Consider the following 19,192-nt stretch of genomic DNA (forward strand, 5'->3'; position numbering starts at 1 on the left):
GCCATCGTCTTCACAGCACAGGAGTTTGCATGAACGCAGTGAAAACCATCGCGGGCCAGTTGGACGCCAAAGGCCTGAAAGTGGCCATCGTGGCCACCCGCTTCAACGACTTCATCGTGGACCGTCTGGTGGGCGGGGCTCAGGATTATCTGGAACGCCATGGCCTGGATCCGGCGGACATCACACTGGTGCGCATTCCCGGCGCGTTCGAACTGCCCCTAGTCTGTCAGAAGCTGGCCGCCGCGCGCAAATATGACGGCATTCTGGCTCTGGGCGCGGTGATCCGGGGCGGCACCCCGCATTTCGACTATGTCTGCGCCGAGGCCAGCAAGGGCATCGCGCAGGCCATGATGCAGTCCGGCACGCCCATCGGCTTCGGCCTGCTGACCTGCGACAGCATTGAACAGGCCATTGAACGGGCCGGATCCAAGGGCGGCAACAAGGGCGTGGAAGCCGCCGCGGCCATGCTGGAAACCATCCGCGTGCTGGAGCAGTTGTAATTCATGGGCAAGGGTAAGAACGCCACCCGCCGGGGCGCGCGCGAACTGGCATTTCAGGTGTTGTACGGGCTTTCCTTCACTCCGGCGGAAAGCCCCGGCGAACTGCGCCGGGCCTTTGTGCTCTCCCCTCATAATACGGCCATGAGCGAAGAGGACCTGTCCGCCGAGCCCACGGGCTTCGCGTGGGAACTGGTGGAAGGCGTCTGGAGTAACAGCAAGGCGCTGGACGCGGCCATCGGCCACTTTTCCCACAACTGGCGTGTGGACCGCATGGGCCGCATTGAGCTGACCCTGCTGCGTCTGGCCGTGTTTGAAATGCTCTACCGCCAGGACGTGCCGCCCAAGGTGGCCATTAACGAGGCTCTGGAACTGAGCGGCCAGTTCGGCGAAGGCAACGCCAAAAACTTCATCAACGGCATTCTGGACGCGGCGGCCAAGGCTCTGGAGAGCGGCGCACTGGTTCCGCCCGCCGCCCGCGCCGCCAACCCTTAATCCGCCCCACGGTATCCGCACATGACGCAAGAACGCTACAATCCGCAGGCTATCGAAGAAAAATGGCAGGCCCGCTGGCGGGAGGGAAAATCCTTCGCCAGCACGCACGAGAGCGATAAGCCCAAGTATTACGTGCTGGAGATGTTTCCCTACCCCTCGGGCAACATCCACATGGGCCATGTGCGCAACTATTCCATCGGCGACGTGGTGGCGCGCTGCAAACGCATGCAGGGCTTCAACGTGCTGCACCCCATGGGCTGGGACGCTTTCGGCCTGCCCGCCGAAAACGCGGCCATCAAGCATCATGTGCACCCGGCCCAGTGGACCTACGCCAATATCGACAATATGCGCGCCCAGTTGCAACGCCTGGGCTATTCCTACGACTGGTCGCGTGAAATCGCCACCTGCCGCCCGGAATACTACCGCTGGGAGCAGATGTTCTTTCTGCGCCTGCTGGAAAAAGGCCTGGTCTACCGCAAAAAGGCCCCGCAGAACTGGTGTCCCTCCTGCCATACGGTGCTGGCCAACGAACAGGTCATCGACGGCCTCTGCTGGCGTTGCGACAGCCGGGTGGAGCAGAAGGATCTGACCCAGTGGTTTCTGAAGATCACGGCCTACGGCGACGAACTGCTGGCAGACCTCGCCCTGCTGGAAGGCAGTTGGCCGGACCGCGTGCTGGCCATGCAGCGCAACTGGATCGGCAAATCCACGGGCGCGGCCATCAGTTTCGGCCTGAAAAAAGCCGTTGAGGGCGTATCCGGCATTGATGTGTTCACCACCAGGCCGGATACCGTCTTCGGCGTGACCTTCATGACCCTGGCCCCGGAACATCCGCTGGTGGAAAAGCTCATTGAAGGCTACGAAAAAGCCGACGAAGTGCGCGCCTTTGTGGAGCGCATCCGCAATATGGACCGCCTGGACCGCCAGTCCGACAACCTGGAAAAGGAAGGCGTCTTCACCGGCGCATATGCCCTGCATCCCTTTACCGGCCAACGCGTGCCGCTCTGGCTGGGCAATTTCGTGCTGGCTGACTACGGCACCGGCGCGGTTATGGGCGTGCCCGCCCACGACCAGCGCGACTTCGATTTCGCCCGCAAATACGGCCTGCCCGTGCAAGTGGTCATCAGCCCCGAGGGCCAGACGCTTGATCCCCGCAGCATGACCGAAGCCTGGACAGGCCCCGGCCTGATGGTCAATTCCGGCTCCTTTGACGGCCTGCCCAATGAAGAAGGCAAGAAGGCCGTGGCCGACGCGCTGGAAAAGAACAACAAGGGCAAGGCCACCACCCAGTTCCGCCTGCGCGACTGGAACATCTCGCGCCAGCGCTTCTGGGGCGCGCCCATTCCGGTGGTCTACTGCGAAAAATGCGGCGTGGTGCCGGAAAAGGAAGAAAATCTGCCCGTGCTCCTGCCCCTGGATGTGAAGGTGCGCGACGACGGCCGCTCTCCCCTGCCGGAAACGCCGTCCTTCGCGGAGTGCGCCTGCCCCCGCTGCGGCGGCCCGGCCCGGCGCGAAACCGACACCATGGACACCTTTGTGGAATCCTCCTGGTATTTCGCCCGCTACACCGACGCCCGCGACGACAAGGCTCCCTTCAAGACCGAGGCGCTGCAATACTGGCTGCCCGTGGACCAGTATATCGGCGGCGTGGAGCATGCCATTCTGCATCTGCTCTATTCCCGTTTCTTCACCAAGGTGCTGCGCGATCTGGGCTTCTTCCCCAAGGATCTGGCCGAGCCCTTCACCAACCTACTGACCCAGGGCATGGTGCTCAAGGACGGCGGCAAGATGTCCAAGTCCAAGGGCAATGTGGTGGATCCCACAGAGATGATCAACAAATACGGCGCGGACACCGTGCGCCTGTTCTGTCTCTTCGCGGCTCCGCCGGAGCGGGATTTTGACTGGTCGGACTCGGGTATTGAAGGCGCGTCGCGTTTTCTCGCCCGCATCTGGCGGCTTTTCACCGAAGAGGAAGCCCGTCTGCTCCCGCTCAAGGCCTGCGGAGCGACCGCCGTGGACGCGGGCAGCCTGGAAAGCCGCGACCTGCGCCGCAAGGAGCATCTCACGGTCAAAAAAGCCGGTGAGGACATGGGCGGCCGCTTCCAGTTCAATACGGCCATCGCCGCCGTCATGGAACTGGTCAACGCCATGCACCTCTCGCGCGAAAAACTGGGCCACAGCGAGGCCGAGAACCGCGTCTTCTCCTCGGCCATGGCCACAGTGCTGACCCTGCTTTCGCCCATCACCCCGCATCTCTGCGAGGAGCTCTGGCAACGGCTGGGGCACCCCGCGCCGCTGGCCGACGAGCCCTGGCCACAATGGGACGAGGCCGCCACGGCTCAGGATATGATTACCGTGGCCCTGCAGGTCAACGGCAAACTGCGCGGCACCCTGGAAGTGGTCGCCGGAGCGGACAAGGCCGCGCTGGAACAGGCCGCCCTGGCTGATCCGGCGGTGCTGCGCCACACGGACGGCCTGACCGTGCGCAAGGTGGTGGTGGTTCCCGGCAAACTGGTCAACATCGTGGCCAATTAGGCCGCGCGCATTGGCATGAGTCCGCAGAACGGAACCGACAGAAACGGCAGGCCCGGCTTCAGCTTTCTGGTCTGCCCGGACAGCCGGTTGCTCCGCACTCATCTCGCGGAACAACTGGCCGTCTTTTCGTCGGCGGGCGGTCCGTGGGAACGCCATGTTTACTGGGGCGACGAGGAGCCGCCGCCGCGCTTCTGGGAACAGCTCAGCCTGCAAGGCCTATTCGGCGCGTCACGCGTCCTGCTGGTCCGTCAGGCCCAGCTCTGGCCCGCGGCTGTCTGGAAAAAGATATCCCAGGCGCTGGCCCGGCCTTCGGCCCAGTGCTGGCCCTTTTTCTGCCTGGAAGTAAACTGGGAGAAGGGGCAGCCCAAGATCCCGGCCCATATCGCCAAACTGCGCTGTCTGGCCTTTGCCGACCAGCAGGGCTGGATCTGGCGGCATGAGGGGCTGACCGAGCGCGGCGTCAAACGTCATGTGCAGCAGCGCGCCCGCGATCTGGAGCTGAACTTTGAAGCCGACGCCCTGGAACAGTTCTGCGCCTCGGTGCCGCCGGACGCCCAGGCCATTGAAAACGAACTGCAGAAGCTCTCGCTTCTGCGTGGAATCCACGGGCCGGATAACGCCGGGGGCGCGGGCGCAGACGACAGGATCACGGCCGCCATGACCGCCACCGCCGCCTGGAGCCCGGAGTGCAATGTCTTTGCCTGCATCCGTCATATGGAGGCCGGCAACCTGGCCGCTGTCTGGAAGGAGCTGTGCCGCAGCCGGGACAGCGACAGCCTGCTCTTTTCCCTGCTGGCGCTGCTGGCCCGTGAACTGCGGCTGCTCTGGCAGACACAGGCCGGGGAAAAGGTGCGCCTGCACCCGTCCGAGGCCGGTCTGAAAAAGCAACTGGCCTTGCGCCTCGGCCCGCGCGGTTTGGCCGAAGGCATGGCGGCTGTGGCGGACGCCGAATGGCAGGTCAAAAGCGGCCGCCGCACGCCGGAACAGACCCTGGATTTTCTGGCGGCGCGGCTTACAGTTCTGTTCGGCCAGGCCGCGTCGCGCTAAAATTTGACGAGGCGGCGGCCAAACCCGGCCGGGCCCCGCAACGGATGTTTTCTTCTCACTTTTCTCCCAACCCCTTGCCTCCAGGACAAGACTGCTTACTTTATGTCAGCAACGACCGACTCCACCACCTCGCCGCACAGCGGGCACCGCGCCCGCCTGCGTGAGCGGCTGAAACGCGACCCTCTGGCCGTGGCGGATTATGAGGTGCTGGAGCTTTTGCTCGGCTACGGGCTCACGCGCAAAGACACCAAGCCGCTGGCCAAGGAATTGCTGCGGCGCTTCGGCACCATCCGGGGCGCGCTGGATGCCAGACCGGACGAGTTATTGCAGGTGCCCGGCTTCGGGCCGGGTCTCATGGCCCTCTGGCGGGTTCAGCGCGAGTTGCTGGCCCGGTACGCGGCCTCGGCCGCGCGCCAACGCGAAATCCTGGCCACGCCGGACGCCGTTGCCCGCATGGCGCAAAGCCGCCTGGCCGGTTGCCCGCATGAGGAATGCTGGCTGGCCTTGGTGGACGCGCGCAACGGGCTGATTTTCTGGGAACGCCTGCGGCGCGGTGGCATCGGCCAAGTGCCCGTACAGCCCAGGGATGTCCTGGAGGCGGCGCTCACGCACAAAGCCAGCGGCATCATTCTGGTCCACAACCACCCCGGCGGCAGTCCGGGACCTTCCCAGCCGGATCTCATGCTGACCACCGAGCTGCAACGGCTGGCCCCGCGTATGGGCCTGCGTTTTCTGGATCATGTCATCGTCACTGAGGGAGACTGCTACAGTATAACACAGAGCAAACGCATCTGAAGGCAGTCAGGGAGAATATATATGGCAGATTACAACGAAAAAAATCATCCGCTCCACGAGGAACAGGGGCCCGGCGCCGCCGAGCCGGCCATCGACAAGGACGACCATGCGGCGCAGGCTGAAGCGCCCGTACGGGACCTGCCCGACGAGAGCAACGTCAACGCCGCGGCGCAGGGCATCCCCGACGCGTTGCCCGTGCTGCCGGTACGCGACGTGGTCATCTTCAACTATATGATCCTGCCGCTGTTCATCGGCCGCGAAAAATCCGTGCAGGCCGTGGAATCCGCCCTGAAAAACGGCCGGCATCTTCTGGTCTGCGCCCAGCGTGAGGAAAGCACCGACGATCCCGCACCGGAGGATCTTTACAGCGTGGGCACCGTGGTCCAGATCATGCGCCTGCTCAAGATGCCGGACTCGCGGGTGAAAATTCTGGTTCAGGGCGTGAGCCGCGCGCGGATCACCGGCTACAGCCAGGTGGAACCCTATCTGGAAGCGCGCATCGAAACCCTGCCAGAAGTCACACCCCAGACCGACGCCACCTTGGAGGCGCTGCTGCGCTCCGCGCGCGAGCAGAGCGAAAAGGTGCTCACCCTGCGCGGCCTGGCCTCGCCGGACGTGCTGGCCGTATTGCAGGGCGTGGACGATCCGGGCCGCCTGGCGGACCTTATCGCCGCCAACATGCGGATGAAGATCGCGGACGCCCAGCGCATCCTGGAAGCGGAAAATCCTCTGGAACGTCTGACCCTGGTCAACGCCCAGCTCCAGCGTGAAGTGGAAGTGGCCACAGTGCAGGCCCGCATCCAGAGCTCGGCCCGCGAGGGCATGGACAAGGCCCAGAAGGATTATTTCCTGCGCGAGCAGCTCAAGGCCATCCGCCAAGAGCTGGGTGAAAACGAGCCCGAGGGCGAGGACGATCTGGAAAACCTGAAACAGGCCCTGGACAAGGCCGGCCTGCCCAAGGACGTGCGCAAGGAGGCGGACAAGCAGTTGCGCCGCCTGTCCGGCATGCACGCTGATTCCTCGGAAGCCAACGTGGTGCGCACCTATCTGGACTGGCTGGTGGAACTGCCCTGGAAGAAGCTCTCACGCGACCGTCTGGACATTGCCCACGCCAAGGAAATTCTGGACGAGGATCATTGCGGCCTGGACAAGATCAAGGACCGCATTCTGGAATTCCTCAGCGTGCGCAAACTCAACCCGCAGTCCAAGGGACCTATCCTCTGCTTCGCGGGCCCTCCCGGCGTGGGCAAAACCTCGCTGGGCCGCTCCATCGCGCGGGCGCTGGGCCGCAAGTTCCAGCGACTGTCCCTGGGCGGCATGCACGACGAGGCTGAAATTCGCGGACACCGGCGCACCTACATCGGTGCCATGCCCGGACGGATCATCCAGGCCGTCAAGCAGGCCGGCACCCGTAATCCGGTCATCGTACTGGACGAAGTGGACAAGCTGGGCACGGACTTCCGGGGCGATCCCTCCTCGGCGCTGCTGGAAGTGCTGGACCCGGAACAGAACCACACCTTCAGCGATCACTATCTGAACGTGCCCTTTGATCTGTCCAAGGTCATGTTCCTGTGCACGGCCAACCATCTGGAAACCATTCCGGCGGCCCTGCGCGACCGTATGGAGGTCATCTCCCTGCCCGGTTACACCATGCAGGAAAAGGCGGAGATCGCCCGCAAGCATCTGCTGCCCAAAAAGATCACCGAGAACGGCCTGGCCGAGGGCGACGTGGCGCTCAGCGACGCGGCTCTGGAAAAGGTCATCAAGGAGTATACGCGCGAGGCGGGCCTGCGCAATCTGGAACGCGAACTGGCGTCCATCTGCCGCAAGCTGGCCCGGCGCAAGGCGGAGGGCAAAAAAGCGCCCTTCAAGGTGGAGCCCAAGGATGTGGAAAAGCTCCTCGGCGCGCCCCGTTTTGTGGAAGACGAAAAGGAAAAGGAACTCATGCCCGGCATGGCCCTGGGTCTGGCCTGGACTCCGGCCGGCGGCGAAGTGCTGACCGTGGAGGCCAGCGTCATGAAGGGCAAGGGCGGCCTGACCCTCACCGGACAGCTGGGTGATGTCATGAAGGAAAGCGCCCAGGCGGCCCTGAGCTATATCCGCAGCCGCGCGGAAGAACTGGGTGTGGACCCGTCCTTTGCTGGCAAGCAGGATATCCACGTGCATGTCCCGGCGGGCGCCACCCCCAAGGACGGCCCCTCGGCGGGCGTGACCTTGACCACGGCCCTGATTTCGGCCCTCAGCAACCGCAGGGTGCGGGCCGACCTCTGCATGACCGGCGAGATCACCTTACAGGGCCGTGTGCTGCCCGTGGGCGGCATCAAGGAAAAAATCCTGGCCGGAGTGGCCCGGGGTCTGAAGCACGTGATCATCCCGCAGCAAAACGTCAAGGACCTGGAAGACGTGCCCGGGGAGCTGCTCAAACGCATCACAGTGCACCCGGTGCATCACTACGACGAGCTCCTTCCGCTGGTCTTTGAAGCCAAGGGCAAGCGCGGCGGCGGCGTAAAAGCCGGCCAGTCCGGAAAAGCCGCGCCCGAGCCGCGCCCCAAAAGCCCGGCCCGCCCGGCCGTCGCGGCCACGGCGCGACGCGGACGCGCGGAACGGCCCGCCGAGGCCTGAGCGTGCGCCTGCGGGAATATGAACATGACGCCGCAAGGCGACTGACAAAGGCGGGGGTGGACAGCCCCCGCCTTTGCGCGCAACTGCTGGCCGGACACGTGCTGGGTCTGGACCGGCTGCACTGTGTTCTGGCGGCGGAACGCGAACTTGCGCTTCCGGAGATTGACGCGCTGGAGGCTCTGACGGCCCGACGGGCCGCCGGCGAGCCTCTGGCCTATATCCTCGGCGCGCGGGAATTTTTCGGACGGGATTTTCTGGTCACGCCCGACACGCTGATCCCCCGCCCGGAGACGGAACTGCTGGTGGAAACGGCACTGGAACTTTTGCCCGTGCACCATTCGCTCCGCTTTGCGGATCTGGGCGCGGGCTCCGGCTGCATCGGCGTGACCCTCTGTCTGGAGCGCCCGCAATGGCGCGGTCTGCTGCTGGAACTCAGCGCTCCGGCCCTGTGCGTGGCTCGCGAAAATGCCGCACGACTGGGGGCCGCCGCGCGTCTGGACGCGCTGCGGGCCGATATGCGTTCCGTGCCGTTGCAACCCGGCTCCTGTGGCTTGGTGGTCAGCAATCCGCCGTACATCGCGGAGGCCGAGCAAAGCGAAGTTATGGACGAAGTGCTGCGTTATGAACCGCACACGGCGCTTTTTTCGCCCCGGGAAGGCCTGGCCCATTTGCGCGCCGTCATCAGCCAGGCCGCCCGCATTCTCCAGCCCGGAGGCCTGCTGCTTCTGGAACACGGCGCAAGCCAGGGCCCGGCGGTGCGGGAGCTTTTATCCTCCACCTGCGTATTTGACGGCATCGCCACCCGGCGCGATCTGGCCGGGCTGGACCGTTGCGCTCTGGCCCGGAAAGTGTAGAATGGACTTCGCAGAATGCGTAACCGGCGGTTTTTCGGCTTTTTTTGAAAAAATTGCGGGAAAATGTACTTTTCACTTGCCAAGAGCGGCGGAACCGTTTAAGACACCATCTTGCCGCTGGCGTAGCTCAACTGGCAGAGCAGCTGATTTGTAATCAGCAGGTTGCGGGTTCGAGTCCCATCGCCAGCTCCACAAAAAGCTGAACAAAGGCCTGCCTGCGGGCCGGACCTTTGCGGCATGTGTGGAGGGGTTCCCGAGTGGCCAAAGGGAACAGACTGTAAATCTGTCGTCGTAAGACTTCGGTGGTTCAAATCCACCCCCCTCCACCACCCCTTCCGCCTTCCAACTTTTCAGGCGGTCGGTGGCTGGTTTTGACAAACTGCCTTGGCTGTAGGAGACAGCGCGACTGTCGGGGAACTACGGTGCGGTAGCCGTCAAACGCAGGTTTGACGTACAGCGACAGCACCGCCAGTGTGCGGGAATAGCTCAACGGCTAGAGCATCAGCCTTCCAAGCTGAGGGTTGCGGGTTCGAATCCCGTTTCCCGCTCCATTCCTGCAAAATCCAATTCCCCGAGTCCTGCTCCTGCCAATGCACGTTCCCTGGCGACCAGGGACTGAATGCGGGCAATGGCGTCGGCCGCCAAGCGGCTTTACCCCTCTGCCTGCCGTTACGCGAGGAACAGGCGCTACCTGACGGCAGAGATCCGGCAAAGTAGCGCACGTACAACCGCAAACAATTTTTTTCCAGGGAGACGTACAATGGGCAAAGCCAAATATGAACGCAAGAAGCCCCATGTAAACATCGGCACCATCGGGCACATCGACCACGGCAAAACCACCCTGACCGCCGCCATCACCAAAATTGCCGGCCTGAAGGGCGAGGGCAGCTTCGTTTCGTATGACGAAATTGACAAGGCCCCCGAAGAAAAAGAGCGTGGCATCACCATTGCTACCGCCCATGTGGAATACGAGACCGACAAGCGCCATTACGCGCATGTGGACTGCCCCGGCCACGCCGACTACATCAAGAACATGATCACCGGCGCCGCCCAGATGGACGGCGGTATCCTGGTGGTGGCCGCCACCGACGGCCCCATGCCCCAGACCCGTGAGCACATCCTGCTCGCCCGTCAGGTGGGCGTGCCCCAGCTGGTGGTCTTCCTGAACAAGTGCGATCTGGTGGACGACGAGGAACTGTTGGAACTGGTGGAACTGGAAGTGCGTGAACTGCTCTCTTCCTACGACTTCCCCGGCGACGACGTGCCCGTGATCCGCGGTTCCGCCCTGAAGGCCCTGGAATGCGACGATCCCAATGCGCCTGAAGCCAAATGCATCGGCGAGCTGCTCGACGCCTGCGACAGCTTCATCCCCGATCCCGAGCGCGACATCGACAAGCCCTTCCTGATGCCCATTGAAGACGTGTTCTCCATCTCCGGCCGCGGCACCGTGGTGACCGGTCGTGTGGAACGCGGCATCCTCAAGGTGGGTGACGAAGTGGAAATCGTGGGCATCAAGCCCACCCAGAAGACCACCTGCACGGGCGTGGAAATGTTCCGCAAGCTGCTGGACCAGGGTCAGGCCGGCGACAACATCGGCGCCCTGCTGCGCGGCACCAAGCGTGACGACGTGGAACGCGGCCAGGTGCTCGCGGCTCCCAAGTCCATTACGCCGCACAAGAAGTTCAAGGCTGAAGTGTACGTGCTCTCCAAGGAAGAAGGCGGCCGTCATACGCCCTTCTTCTCCGGCTATCGTCCGCAGTTCTACTTCCGCACCACGGACATCACCGGCGTCATCGGTCTGCCCGAAGGCGTGGAAATGGTTATGCCCGGCGACAACTCGCAGTTCATCGTGGAACTGATCGCCCCCATCGCCATGGAAGCCGGTCTGCGCTTCGCCATCCGTGAAGGCGGCCGCACCGTGGGTTCCGGCGTCGTTACCGAAATTATCGAGTAAGCCATGAGAGTCAACATCATTCTGGCTTGCACCGAATGCAAGCGGCGCAATTACAGCACCCGGAAGAATAAGAAGAACACCACCGGGCGGCTGGAAATGAAAAAATATTGTCCCTGGGACAAGAAGCACACAGTGCATCGCGAAACCAGGTAACAACTTTCCGCCGGGGGGCGCGAGCCCCCCGGACGGTACGCAGGGCAGTAGCTCTAACGGCTAGAGCGGCGGTCTCCAAAACCGCAAGTTGGGGGTTCGAATCCCTCCTGCCCTGCCATTTTTTATCTCTCGGGTAACATCATGGCAAAAAAACAGGCGCAAGCCGCGGACGTCAAGTCGGACAAGGCCCCCAATCTCTTTGCGCGCTTTGCGCGTTATGTGGAGGATTCCAAGGCCGAATTGCGCAAAGTCACCTGGCCCACGCTGAAAGAAACGCGCAAGGCCACGCTGGCGGTTTTGGGCTTTGTGGCTGTGATGGCCGTTATCCTGGGGCTGGTGGACCTTGGTCTGTCGGCCCTTATCAAGTCCATACTGTCCTGAAGGCTGAAATGAAAGATCCCGTCATCGATGAAAACTCCGAGTTGAGCAAACGGCCGCGCTGGTACATCGTGCATACCTACTCGGGTTTCGAGCAGCGCGTGCAAAAGACCATCAACGAGATGAGCCGCACCGGTCAGGATCAGGGCCTTATTCAGGAAGTGGTGGTGCCCACGGAAAAGGTCATCGAACTTGCCAAGGGTGGCGAAAAGCGCACCACGACGCGCAAGTTCTATCCCGGCTACGTGATGGTGCGCATGATCATGACCGATTTGTCTTGGCACTTGGTGCAATCCATACCCAAGGTAACCGGTTTTGTGGGCGGCAGAAACCGTCCCACGCCCATGCGCGACAGCGAAGCCGAGCGCATTTTGGCGCTCATGGAAACACGTCAGGAAACCCCCCGCCCCAAGTTCAATTTTGAGCGGGGCGACGAAGTGCGCGTCATTGACGGGCCTTTCGGCGGCTTTAACGGCGTGGTGGAAGACGTCAACTATGACAAGGGAAAACTGCGCGTCTCCGTTTCCATTTTCGGCCGTCAAACGCCGGTGGAGCTGGATTTCGTACAGGTCTCCAAAGGTTAAGAGCATTCCAAGGTTGCAATGCTCTGCAGGGAATTGCCTGTAAATCCTTGCAGCGAGATGCCCCGAGACGGATTTTGCCCGTCGTGCGGCAGGCATCTCAGGCGTAACAGATTCTTAAGACTTGCCCCCGCGCGTCGGCCTGACGGTCGAGAATAGCGCGAGCAGCGATGAAGGATAACGCACATGGCCAAAAAAGAAGTTGCCAAGATCAAATTGCAGATTCCCGCGGGCGCGGCGAACCCCTCGCCGCCGGTGGGTCCGGCCTTGGGCCAGCACGGCCTGAACATCATGGGCTTCTGCAAGGAATTCAATGCCCGCACCCAGGACCAGAAAGGGATGATCATCCCCGTGGTCATCACGGTCTACGCCGACCGTTCCTTCAGCTTCATCACCAAAACGCCTCCGGCGGCGGTGCTGATCATGAAGGCGGCCAAGCTTGAAAAGGGTTCCGGCGAACCCAACCGCAACAAGGTGGGCAGCCTCAGCATGGCTCAGGTGGAAGAGATCGCCAAGGTCAAACTGCCGGATCTCAACGCCTCTACCCTTGAATCCGCCGTAAAGTCCATTGCGGGCACCGCCCGCAGCATGGGCATTGACATCAAGTAAGGACAGCCTGCCGGGAAGTTCCGGCGGATTTGCCCTTGCGGCGGCAAAAGCCGTTCGGCGGACCTTGCTGAATTTTCGCTTTTTTCCGCCAGACTCGTTGAAATCAATTGTACTGCCGTTTTCCGCGCAGAATTGGAAACGGCAGGAGATAAAACGACAAGGAAAACCTCATGCCCAGACATGGCAAAAATTTTCGTAAAGCCCTTGAGGCCTATAACCCGCAGGAACGCTTCAGCATTGAAGATGCTGTGAGCAAATCCTTGGGCGCGTCCTTTGCTAAATTTGATGAAACTGTGGACGTGGCTATCCGCTTGGGCGTCGATCCCAAGTATTCCGACCAGATGGTGCGCGGCGCCGTCACCCTGCCCAACGGGCTGGGCAAGACCGTGCGTGTGGCTGTGTTCTGCAAAGGTGAAAAACAGGCTGAAGCCAAAGACGCCGGCGCGGATATCGTTGGCGCCGAAGATCTGGTGGCCAAGATCAAGGAAGGCTGGCTGGAGTTCGACGCCGCCGTGGCCACGCCCGACGTCATGGCTCTGGTGGGTCAGATCGGCCGTGTGCTCGGCCCCCGCGGCCTGATGCCCAACGCCAAGACCGGTTCCGTCACCTTTGACGTGGCCAAGGCCGTGAGCGAACTCAAGGCTGGCCGCGTGGACTTCAAGGTGGACAAGGCTGGCGTGCTGCACGCGCCTCTGGGCAAGGTTTCCTTTGGTCCGGAAAAAATTCTGGGCAACCTCAAGGCCTTGCTGGATGCCGTCAATCGTCTGAAGCCTTCGGCCGCCAAGGGCGCTTACATGCTGTCCATGGCGGTTTCCACCACCATGGGCCCCGGCTTCAAAATTGATATGCCCCAGGTCAAGAAATTTCTTGAGGGCTAATGAACTGGCCCGGGCGCCGCATGCGGCGGCCGGGCGTTTTGTTCAAGCTCTCAAGCGGTTGTGTAACAACAACCTCGGTTAAGGCAAGGAATTCGAGTCGAAGACGGCAGGCGGGCGCAAGCCCTTAATCTCCTGCCCAGACGCTTCATCTTTGGCTCGGCATTCCACCTGGCAACCCCGAACGTGAGAGGTATCACGTGAACAGGTCTGAAAAAGCCGCAATTATCGAAGCCATCAAGGCTAAGGCCGACAGTGCTTCCTTTGCGGTGCTGACGGACTTCAAGGGCATGACGGTGGAAGAGCTGACGAACCTCCGGGTGAGCCTGCGCAATGCGGGCGGCGAATATCATGTCGTCAAAAACACCCTGGCTCGTATCGCTCTGACCGGCGGCACGCACGACGCCATCAAGGACAAGTTCCATGAGAACTGCGGCGTGGCCCTTGGGTTCGACGACCCGGTGGCGGTGGCCAAGGCGCTCAGTGATTTTGTCAAGCAGAGCAAGATCTTCAGCTTGCGTTGCGCCAGCCTGGACGGCAAGGAAATGACCCCTGCCCAGGTGGACGCTCTGGCCAAACTGCCCGGAAAGGAACAGTTGCTCGGCCAGTTGCTTGGCACCATGAACGCCGTGCCCACCAATTTTGTGTCGCTGTTTGCCAACATGCTGCGCGGCTTGCTCTACGCCCTCAAGGCTATTGAGGAACAGAAAGGCAAGGCTGCCGCGTAAGCGGATGTGGACAGCTCAAACATTAAGCCAAAGATCAGGAGAAATATCATGGCCGTGACCAAAGAAGAAGTTGTTGAATTCATCTCCAGCATGACCGTTCTGGAACTTTCCGAATTCATCAAGGAACTGGAAGAGAAGTTCGGCGTTTCCGCCGCCGCGCCCGCCGCCGCTATGGTGATGGCCGCTCCGGCCGCCGGTGGCGACGGCGCCGCCGCCGCTGAGGAAAAGACCGAATTCGACGTCGTTCTTAAGGAAGCCGGCGCCAACAAGATCGGTGTCATCAAAGTGGTGCGCGCTCTGACCAGCCTGGGCCTCAAGGAAGCCAAGGAAAAGGTTGACGGCGCTCCCTCCACTCTGAAGGAAGCCGTTTCCAAGGAAGAAGCTGAAGAAGCCAAGAAGCAGCTCACCGAAGCCGGCGCCACTGTGGAAATCAAGTAAGTATTTCCCTGTGTCCGCTTCGCGTCAGCGCGAAGCCGCATTCCACATGACGGGGTCATTGACCCCGTCATGTTTTTTTGTTCTGCTCCCGGCAGGCGGCCCGAGGTTGCGGTATTTTTTCCGGTTGCCGGGCGCGGCGGGCGACAGATATTTCTTCAAGAAAAAGTCTTGCCAAAAAAATGTTTTCTGCTTATGTATCTGTGTTCAATGAACGGCGCGGGAGGCATCCTTTCTGTTTTTTATAACTCACTGTATATGCACACTTTCTTAAAATAGGCTCGACAGCCCAGGCCCTGTTCACCCAGACAGGGGATGGGTTTTTGTCGTCTTTGTTGTGCATAGTGAGCTCCCCCGCGACTCCCCGCGGCCGTTTCATACGCTTTCAGGGTGCAGTGACAGCAAGTTTTTTTGCCTGCCGGCAGACGCTTCTGTCCGCAGCCGGGGCGCAACCGCTACCTATCTTGAGGTACCCATGGGCCAGCTCACCAAACAGTTCGGCAAGATCAAGATTTCCCTCCCCATTCCCCATCTGCTGAATCTGCAGATAGATTCATATCAAAAATTCCTTCAGGAAGGCGTGCCCGAGGCCGATCGCAGACCGGACGAAGGCCTGGAAGGCGTCTTTCACACGGTATTTCCCATTGAGGATTTCAATAAGACCGCCAGCCTGGAATTCGTCAGCTACGAAGTTCAGGAGCCCAAGTACGATCAGGCCGAGTGCATTGCCAAGGGTCTGACCTATGAAGCGCCCATGCGCATCAAAGTGCGTCTGGTCGTCTACGACGCCGATGAAGCGTCGGGCAACCGGACCATCCGCGACATCAAGGAGCAGGACATCTATTTCGGCACCCTGCCCCTGATGACCGAAAAAGGCACCTTCATCATCAACGGCACCGAGCGCGTCATCGTCAATCAGTTGCAGCGTTCGCCCGGCATCATTTTCGAGCACGACGGCGGCAAGACCCACACCAGCCGCAAGGTGCTCTATTCCTGCCGGGTGATCCCCATGCGCGGATCCTGGTTGGACTTCGACTTCGACCACAAAGACATTCTCTACGTGCGCATCGACCGCCGCCGCAAAATGCCCGCCACCATTTTGTTCAAGGCCATGGGCATGAGCAAGGAACAGATCCTCGACTACTTCTACAGCCGGGAGCAGTACCTGCTGGAGGACGGCGGCCGCCTGTTCTGGGAAGTGCGCAAGGATCTCTACCGCAAGGACAACGCTTACGCGGACATCGCCGCGCCCGACGGCAACGTGATCGTCAAGGCGGGCAAGCCCATCACCAAGCGGAGCTGGCGTCTGATCTGCGAGGCCGCCATTCCGGCCATTGAAGTGCGTCCGGACCTGCTGGACGGCATGTTCCTGGCCGAGGACGCGGTGGCCCCCCAGAGCGGTGAAGTGCTGGCCGAAGCCGCCGACGAAATCACTCCCGGCCTGCTGGAACGTATGCGCGAGGCGGGCATCAAGCGCCTTTCCGTGCTGCACACCAAGGGCACGGACACCTCCTCTTCCATCCGCGACACCCTGGTGCTGGACCGCATCCCGGACCAGCAGAAAGCCCAGGAAGAGATCTACCGCCGCCTGCGCCCGTCCTCGCCGCCCACCGCCGAGATCGCGGCCAGCTTCTTTGACAATCTCTTCCGCAACCCGGATTATTACGATCTCTCGCCTGTGGGCCGCTATAAGCTCAACCAGCGTCTGGGCATCGACGCGCCCGCCGACCTGCGCACCCTGAGCGACGAGGACATCCTTACGGCCATCAAGGTGCTGGTCCAGCTCAAGGACAGCCACGGCCCGGCCGACGACATCGACCACCTGGGCAACCGTCGCGTGCGCCTGGTGGGCGAACTGGTGGAAAACCAGTACCGCATCGGTCTGGTGCGCATGGAACGCGCCATCAAGGAGCGCATGAGCCTGCAGGAAATCTCCACCCTCATGCCCCATGATCTGATCAATCCCAAGCCCGTGGCCGCGGTGCTCAAGGAATTTTTTGGCACGTCCCAGCTCTCGCAGTTCATGGACCAGACCAACTCGCTCTCCGAGGTCACCCACAAGCGCCGTCTTTCGGCCCTGGGCCCCGGCGGCCTGACCCGCGAACGCGCCGGTTTTGAGGTGCGCGACGTGCACACCTCGCATTATGGCCGCATCTGCCCCATTGAGACGCCGGAAGGCCCGAACATCGGTCTGATCGTGTCCCTGACCACCTTTGCCAAGGTCAACGACTACGGCTTCATTGAAACCCCCTACCGGGTGGTGCGCGAGGCCAAGCTGACCAACGAGGTGGTCCACCTGGACGCCTCGCGTGAAGGCGACCAGGTGGTGGCCCAGGCCGACGCCCGCATGGACGCCGAGGGCAACCTGCTTGACGAATACGTCACCGTGCGCGTTAAGGGCGAAGTGGAAATGCGCCATCGCGACGAAGTGACCCTCATGGACATTTCGCCCAGCCAGATGGTTTCCATTTCCGCCGCGCTGATTCCCTTCCTGGAGCACGACGACGCCAACCGCGCGCTGATGGGTTCCAACATGCAGCGCCAGGCCGTGCCGCTGCTGCGCTCGGAAAAGCCCCTGGTGGGCACGGGCATGGAAGTGGATGTGGCCCGCGACTCCGGTGCCTGCATTGTGGCCCCGGCCGACGGCAAGGTGCAGTACGCCGACGCCGACCGCATCGTGGTGGCCTATGAAGGCGACATTTACAAGGACCAGGGCGGCGTGCGGGCCTATGACCTGCTTAAGTTCCACAAGTCCAACCAGAATTCCTGCTTCGGCCAGAAGCCGACCTGCTATCCCGGCCAGACCGTCAAGAAAGGTCAGATCCTGGCCGACGGTCCGGGCATCGACGAAGGGCAACTGGCGCTGGGCAAGAACCTGGTAGTGGCCTTCATGCCCTGGTGCGGCTACAACTATGAAGACTCCATCCTGATTTCCGAACGCACGGTCAAGGAAGACGTCTTCACCTCCATCCACATCGAGGAATTCGAAGTGGTGGCCCGCGACACCAAGCTGGGACCCGAGGAAATCACCCGCGACATTCCCAACGTCAGCGAAGACATGCTGCGCAACCTGGACGAAAGCGGCATCATCCGCATCGGCGCGGCGGTCAAGCCCGACGACATCCTGGTGGGCAAAATCACCCCCAAGGGCGAAACCCAGCTTACCCCGGAAGAAAAACTTCTGCGGGCGATCTTCGGCGAAAAGGCCAGGGATGTGAAAAACACCTCCCTCAAGGTCCCGCCGGGAGTGGAAGGCACCATCATCGACGTGAAGGTCTTCAACCGCCGCTCGGGCGAAAAAGACGAGCGCACGTTGGCCATCGAGGCCCACGACACCGCGGTGCAGGACCAGAAGGAAGCCGACCACATGCGCGCCCTCACCGAGCGCACGCGCGTTCTTCTCGCCCCGCATGTGCTGGGCAAGCAGACGGCCTCTTCCGTGCCGGGCAAGAAAAAGGGCGAAGTGCTGGTGGAGGCCGGAGCGGCCCTCACCGAGGAACAGCTGGCCCAGTTGCCCGTCAAGAAGCTGGCCGGCCTGTTCAAGAGCAAGGAAGTCAACGACGAAGTGGCCGAGTTGCTCAAGGCCTATGACCATGAGGTGGACTACCTCAAGGCCATCTACGACGCCAAGCGCGAGAAGGTCACCGAGGGCGACGATCTGCCTCCCGGCGTGATCAAGATGGTCAAGGTGCATATCGCCATCAAGCGCAAGCTTTCGGTGGGCGACAAGATGGCCGGACGCCACGGCAACAAGGGCGTGGTCTCCTGCATTCTGCCGGAAGAGGACATGCCCTTCTTCGCTGACGGACGGCCCGTGGACATCGTGCTCAACCCGCTGGGTGTGCCTTCGCGTATGAACATCGGCCAGATCATGGAAACGCATCTGGGCTGGGGCGCCAAGGAACTGGGCCGCCAGTTGGCCGAACTGCTGGATTCCGGCGCGGCCATGCAGGTATTGCGCAAAGAAGTCAAGGACGTCTTCGGCTCCGAAGAAGTCAGCGCGCTGGTGGACGGCATGGACGACGAGGAATTCGTCGCCTCGGTCAAAAAGCTGCGCAACGGCATCGTGACCAAGACGCCGGTTTTCGACAGCGCCACGGAAGAGGAAATCTGGGGCTGGATGGACAAGGCCGGTCTGGAAAACGACGGCAAGACCACCCTGTACGACGGCCGCACCGGCGAGCCTTTCCGCAACCGGGTCACCACGGGCGTCATGTACATCCTCAAGCTGCACCATCTGGTGGATGAAAAAATCCACGCCCGCTCCACGGGCCCCTACTCCCTGGTCACCCAGCAGCCGCTGGGCGGCAAGGCCCAGTTCGGCGGTCAGCGGCTGGGTGAAATGGAAGTCTGGGCCCTGGAGGCTTACGGCGCGGCCTACCTCCTCCAGGAATTCCTCACGGTCAAGTCCGACGACGTGGCCGGGCGCGTGAAGATGTACGAAAAAATCGTCAAGGGCGACAACTTCCTGGAAGCCGGTCTGCCCGAATCCTTCAATGTCCTGGTCAAGGAACTGATGAGCCTCGGGCTCGACGTGACTCTGCACCAGGAGGAAGGCAAAAAACGACCCAAGCGCGTGGGCTACATGCGCGAGCGTGACGAGGAAGCGGAATAAGCGCCCCTCGCTTCGCCAT

General features: G+C 61.8%; 16 protein-coding genes and 4 tRNA genes. All 20 read left to right on the forward strand.

Going from position 1 to position 19,192, the window contains the following annotated elements; genetic code table 11:
- Nucleotides 1-29 precede the first annotated feature (29 nt).
- Nucleotides 30-500, forward strand: coding sequence for a 6,7-dimethyl-8-ribityllumazine synthase (gene ribH, locus FYJ44_RS01230; RefSeq protein ID WP_154508418.1), 471 nt, complete (start codon nt 30-32; stop codon nt 498-500).
- Between the two features lie 3 nt (nt 501-503).
- A complete protein-coding gene (gene nusB, locus FYJ44_RS01235) occupies nt 504-992 on the forward strand; it encodes a transcription antitermination factor NusB (protein ID WP_154508420.1) in 489 nt (162 codons plus the stop codon).
- 21 nt (nt 993-1,013) lie between these two features.
- On the forward strand, nt 1,014-3,527 hold the full coding sequence (gene leuS / locus FYJ44_RS01240) for a leucine--tRNA ligase (protein ID WP_154508421.1): 2,514 nt from the start codon (nt 1,014-1,016) through the stop codon (nt 3,525-3,527).
- Nucleotides 3,528-3,542: 15 nt separating this feature from the next.
- On the forward strand, nt 3,543-4,574 hold the full coding sequence (locus FYJ44_RS01245; RefSeq protein ID WP_154508423.1) for a DNA polymerase III subunit delta: 1,032 nt from the start codon (nt 3,543-3,545) through the stop codon (nt 4,572-4,574).
- Between the two features lie 102 nt (nt 4,575-4,676).
- Complete coding sequence (locus FYJ44_RS01250) at nt 4,677-5,369, forward strand: JAB domain-containing protein (RefSeq protein WP_154508425.1); 693 nt, start codon at nt 4,677-4,679, stop codon at nt 5,367-5,369.
- 138 nt (nt 5,370-5,507) lie between these two features.
- Nucleotides 5,508-7,991, forward strand: coding sequence for an endopeptidase La (lon, locus tag FYJ44_RS01255; RefSeq protein WP_195840926.1), 2,484 nt, complete (start codon nt 5,508-5,510; stop codon nt 7,989-7,991).
- A gap of 2 nt (nt 7,992-7,993) precedes the next feature.
- On the forward strand, nt 7,994-8,845 hold the full coding sequence (gene prmC / locus FYJ44_RS01260) for a peptide chain release factor N(5)-glutamine methyltransferase (protein WP_288229617.1): 852 nt from the start codon (nt 7,994-7,996) through the stop codon (nt 8,843-8,845).
- A gap of 116 nt (nt 8,846-8,961) precedes the next feature.
- Nucleotides 8,962-9,037 (forward strand) — tRNA-Thr (locus FYJ44_RS01265).
- 51 nt (nt 9,038-9,088) lie between these two features.
- A tRNA-Tyr gene (locus FYJ44_RS01270) sits at nt 9,089-9,174 on the forward strand.
- A gap of 146 nt (nt 9,175-9,320) precedes the next feature.
- A tRNA-Gly gene (locus tag FYJ44_RS01275) sits at nt 9,321-9,396 on the forward strand.
- A gap of 209 nt (nt 9,397-9,605) precedes the next feature.
- Entirely contained in the window at nt 9,606-10,799 is a 1,194-nt protein-coding gene (gene tuf / locus FYJ44_RS01280; protein ID WP_154508429.1) for an elongation factor Tu, read from the forward strand.
- 3 nt (nt 10,800-10,802) lie between these two features.
- The gene (rpmG, locus tag FYJ44_RS01285) at nt 10,803-10,952 is read left to right on the forward strand and encodes a 50S ribosomal protein L33 (protein ID WP_008684737.1); all 150 of its coding nucleotides are present in this window, start codon (nt 10,803-10,805) and stop codon (nt 10,950-10,952) included.
- Between the two features lie 41 nt (nt 10,953-10,993).
- Nucleotides 10,994-11,070: transfer RNA gene (locus FYJ44_RS01290), tRNA-Trp, on the forward strand.
- A 23-nt stretch (nt 11,071-11,093) separates the two neighbouring features.
- Nucleotides 11,094-11,333 carry a preprotein translocase subunit SecE gene (secE, locus tag FYJ44_RS01295; protein ID WP_154508430.1) on the forward strand — a complete coding sequence of 80 codons (240 nt, stop codon included), beginning with the start codon at nt 11,094-11,096 and terminating at the stop codon, nt 11,331-11,333.
- Nucleotides 11,334-11,341: 8 nt separating this feature from the next.
- The gene (gene nusG, locus FYJ44_RS01300) at nt 11,342-11,914 is read left to right on the forward strand and encodes a transcription termination/antitermination protein NusG (RefSeq protein WP_154508431.1); all 573 of its coding nucleotides are present in this window, start codon (nt 11,342-11,344) and stop codon (nt 11,912-11,914) included.
- A 183-nt stretch (nt 11,915-12,097) separates the two neighbouring features.
- On the forward strand, nt 12,098-12,520 hold the full coding sequence (gene rplK / locus FYJ44_RS01305; RefSeq protein ID WP_154508432.1) for a 50S ribosomal protein L11: 423 nt from the start codon (nt 12,098-12,100) through the stop codon (nt 12,518-12,520).
- A 170-nt stretch (nt 12,521-12,690) separates the two neighbouring features.
- On the forward strand, nt 12,691-13,398 hold the full coding sequence (rplA, locus tag FYJ44_RS01310; RefSeq protein WP_154508433.1) for a 50S ribosomal protein L1: 708 nt from the start codon (nt 12,691-12,693) through the stop codon (nt 13,396-13,398).
- 197 nt (nt 13,399-13,595) lie between these two features.
- Entirely contained in the window at nt 13,596-14,123 is a 528-nt protein-coding gene (gene rplJ, locus FYJ44_RS01315) for a 50S ribosomal protein L10 (RefSeq protein ID WP_288229615.1), read from the forward strand.
- Between the two features lie 48 nt (nt 14,124-14,171).
- Nucleotides 14,172-14,561: a 50S ribosomal protein L7/L12 gene (rplL, locus tag FYJ44_RS01320; RefSeq protein WP_154508434.1), complete on the forward strand. Its 390-nt coding sequence runs from the start codon at nt 14,172-14,174 to the stop codon at nt 14,559-14,561.
- A gap of 472 nt (nt 14,562-15,033) precedes the next feature.
- Entirely contained in the window at nt 15,034-19,173 is a 4,140-nt protein-coding gene (gene rpoB, locus FYJ44_RS01325; RefSeq protein WP_154508435.1) for a DNA-directed RNA polymerase subunit beta, read from the forward strand.
- Nucleotides 19,174-19,192 lie beyond the last annotated feature (19 nt).

Source organism: Desulfovibrio porci, assembly GCF_009696265.1.
Taxonomy (GTDB): Bacteria; Desulfobacterota; Desulfovibrionia; order Desulfovibrionales; family Desulfovibrionaceae; genus Desulfovibrio; species Desulfovibrio porci.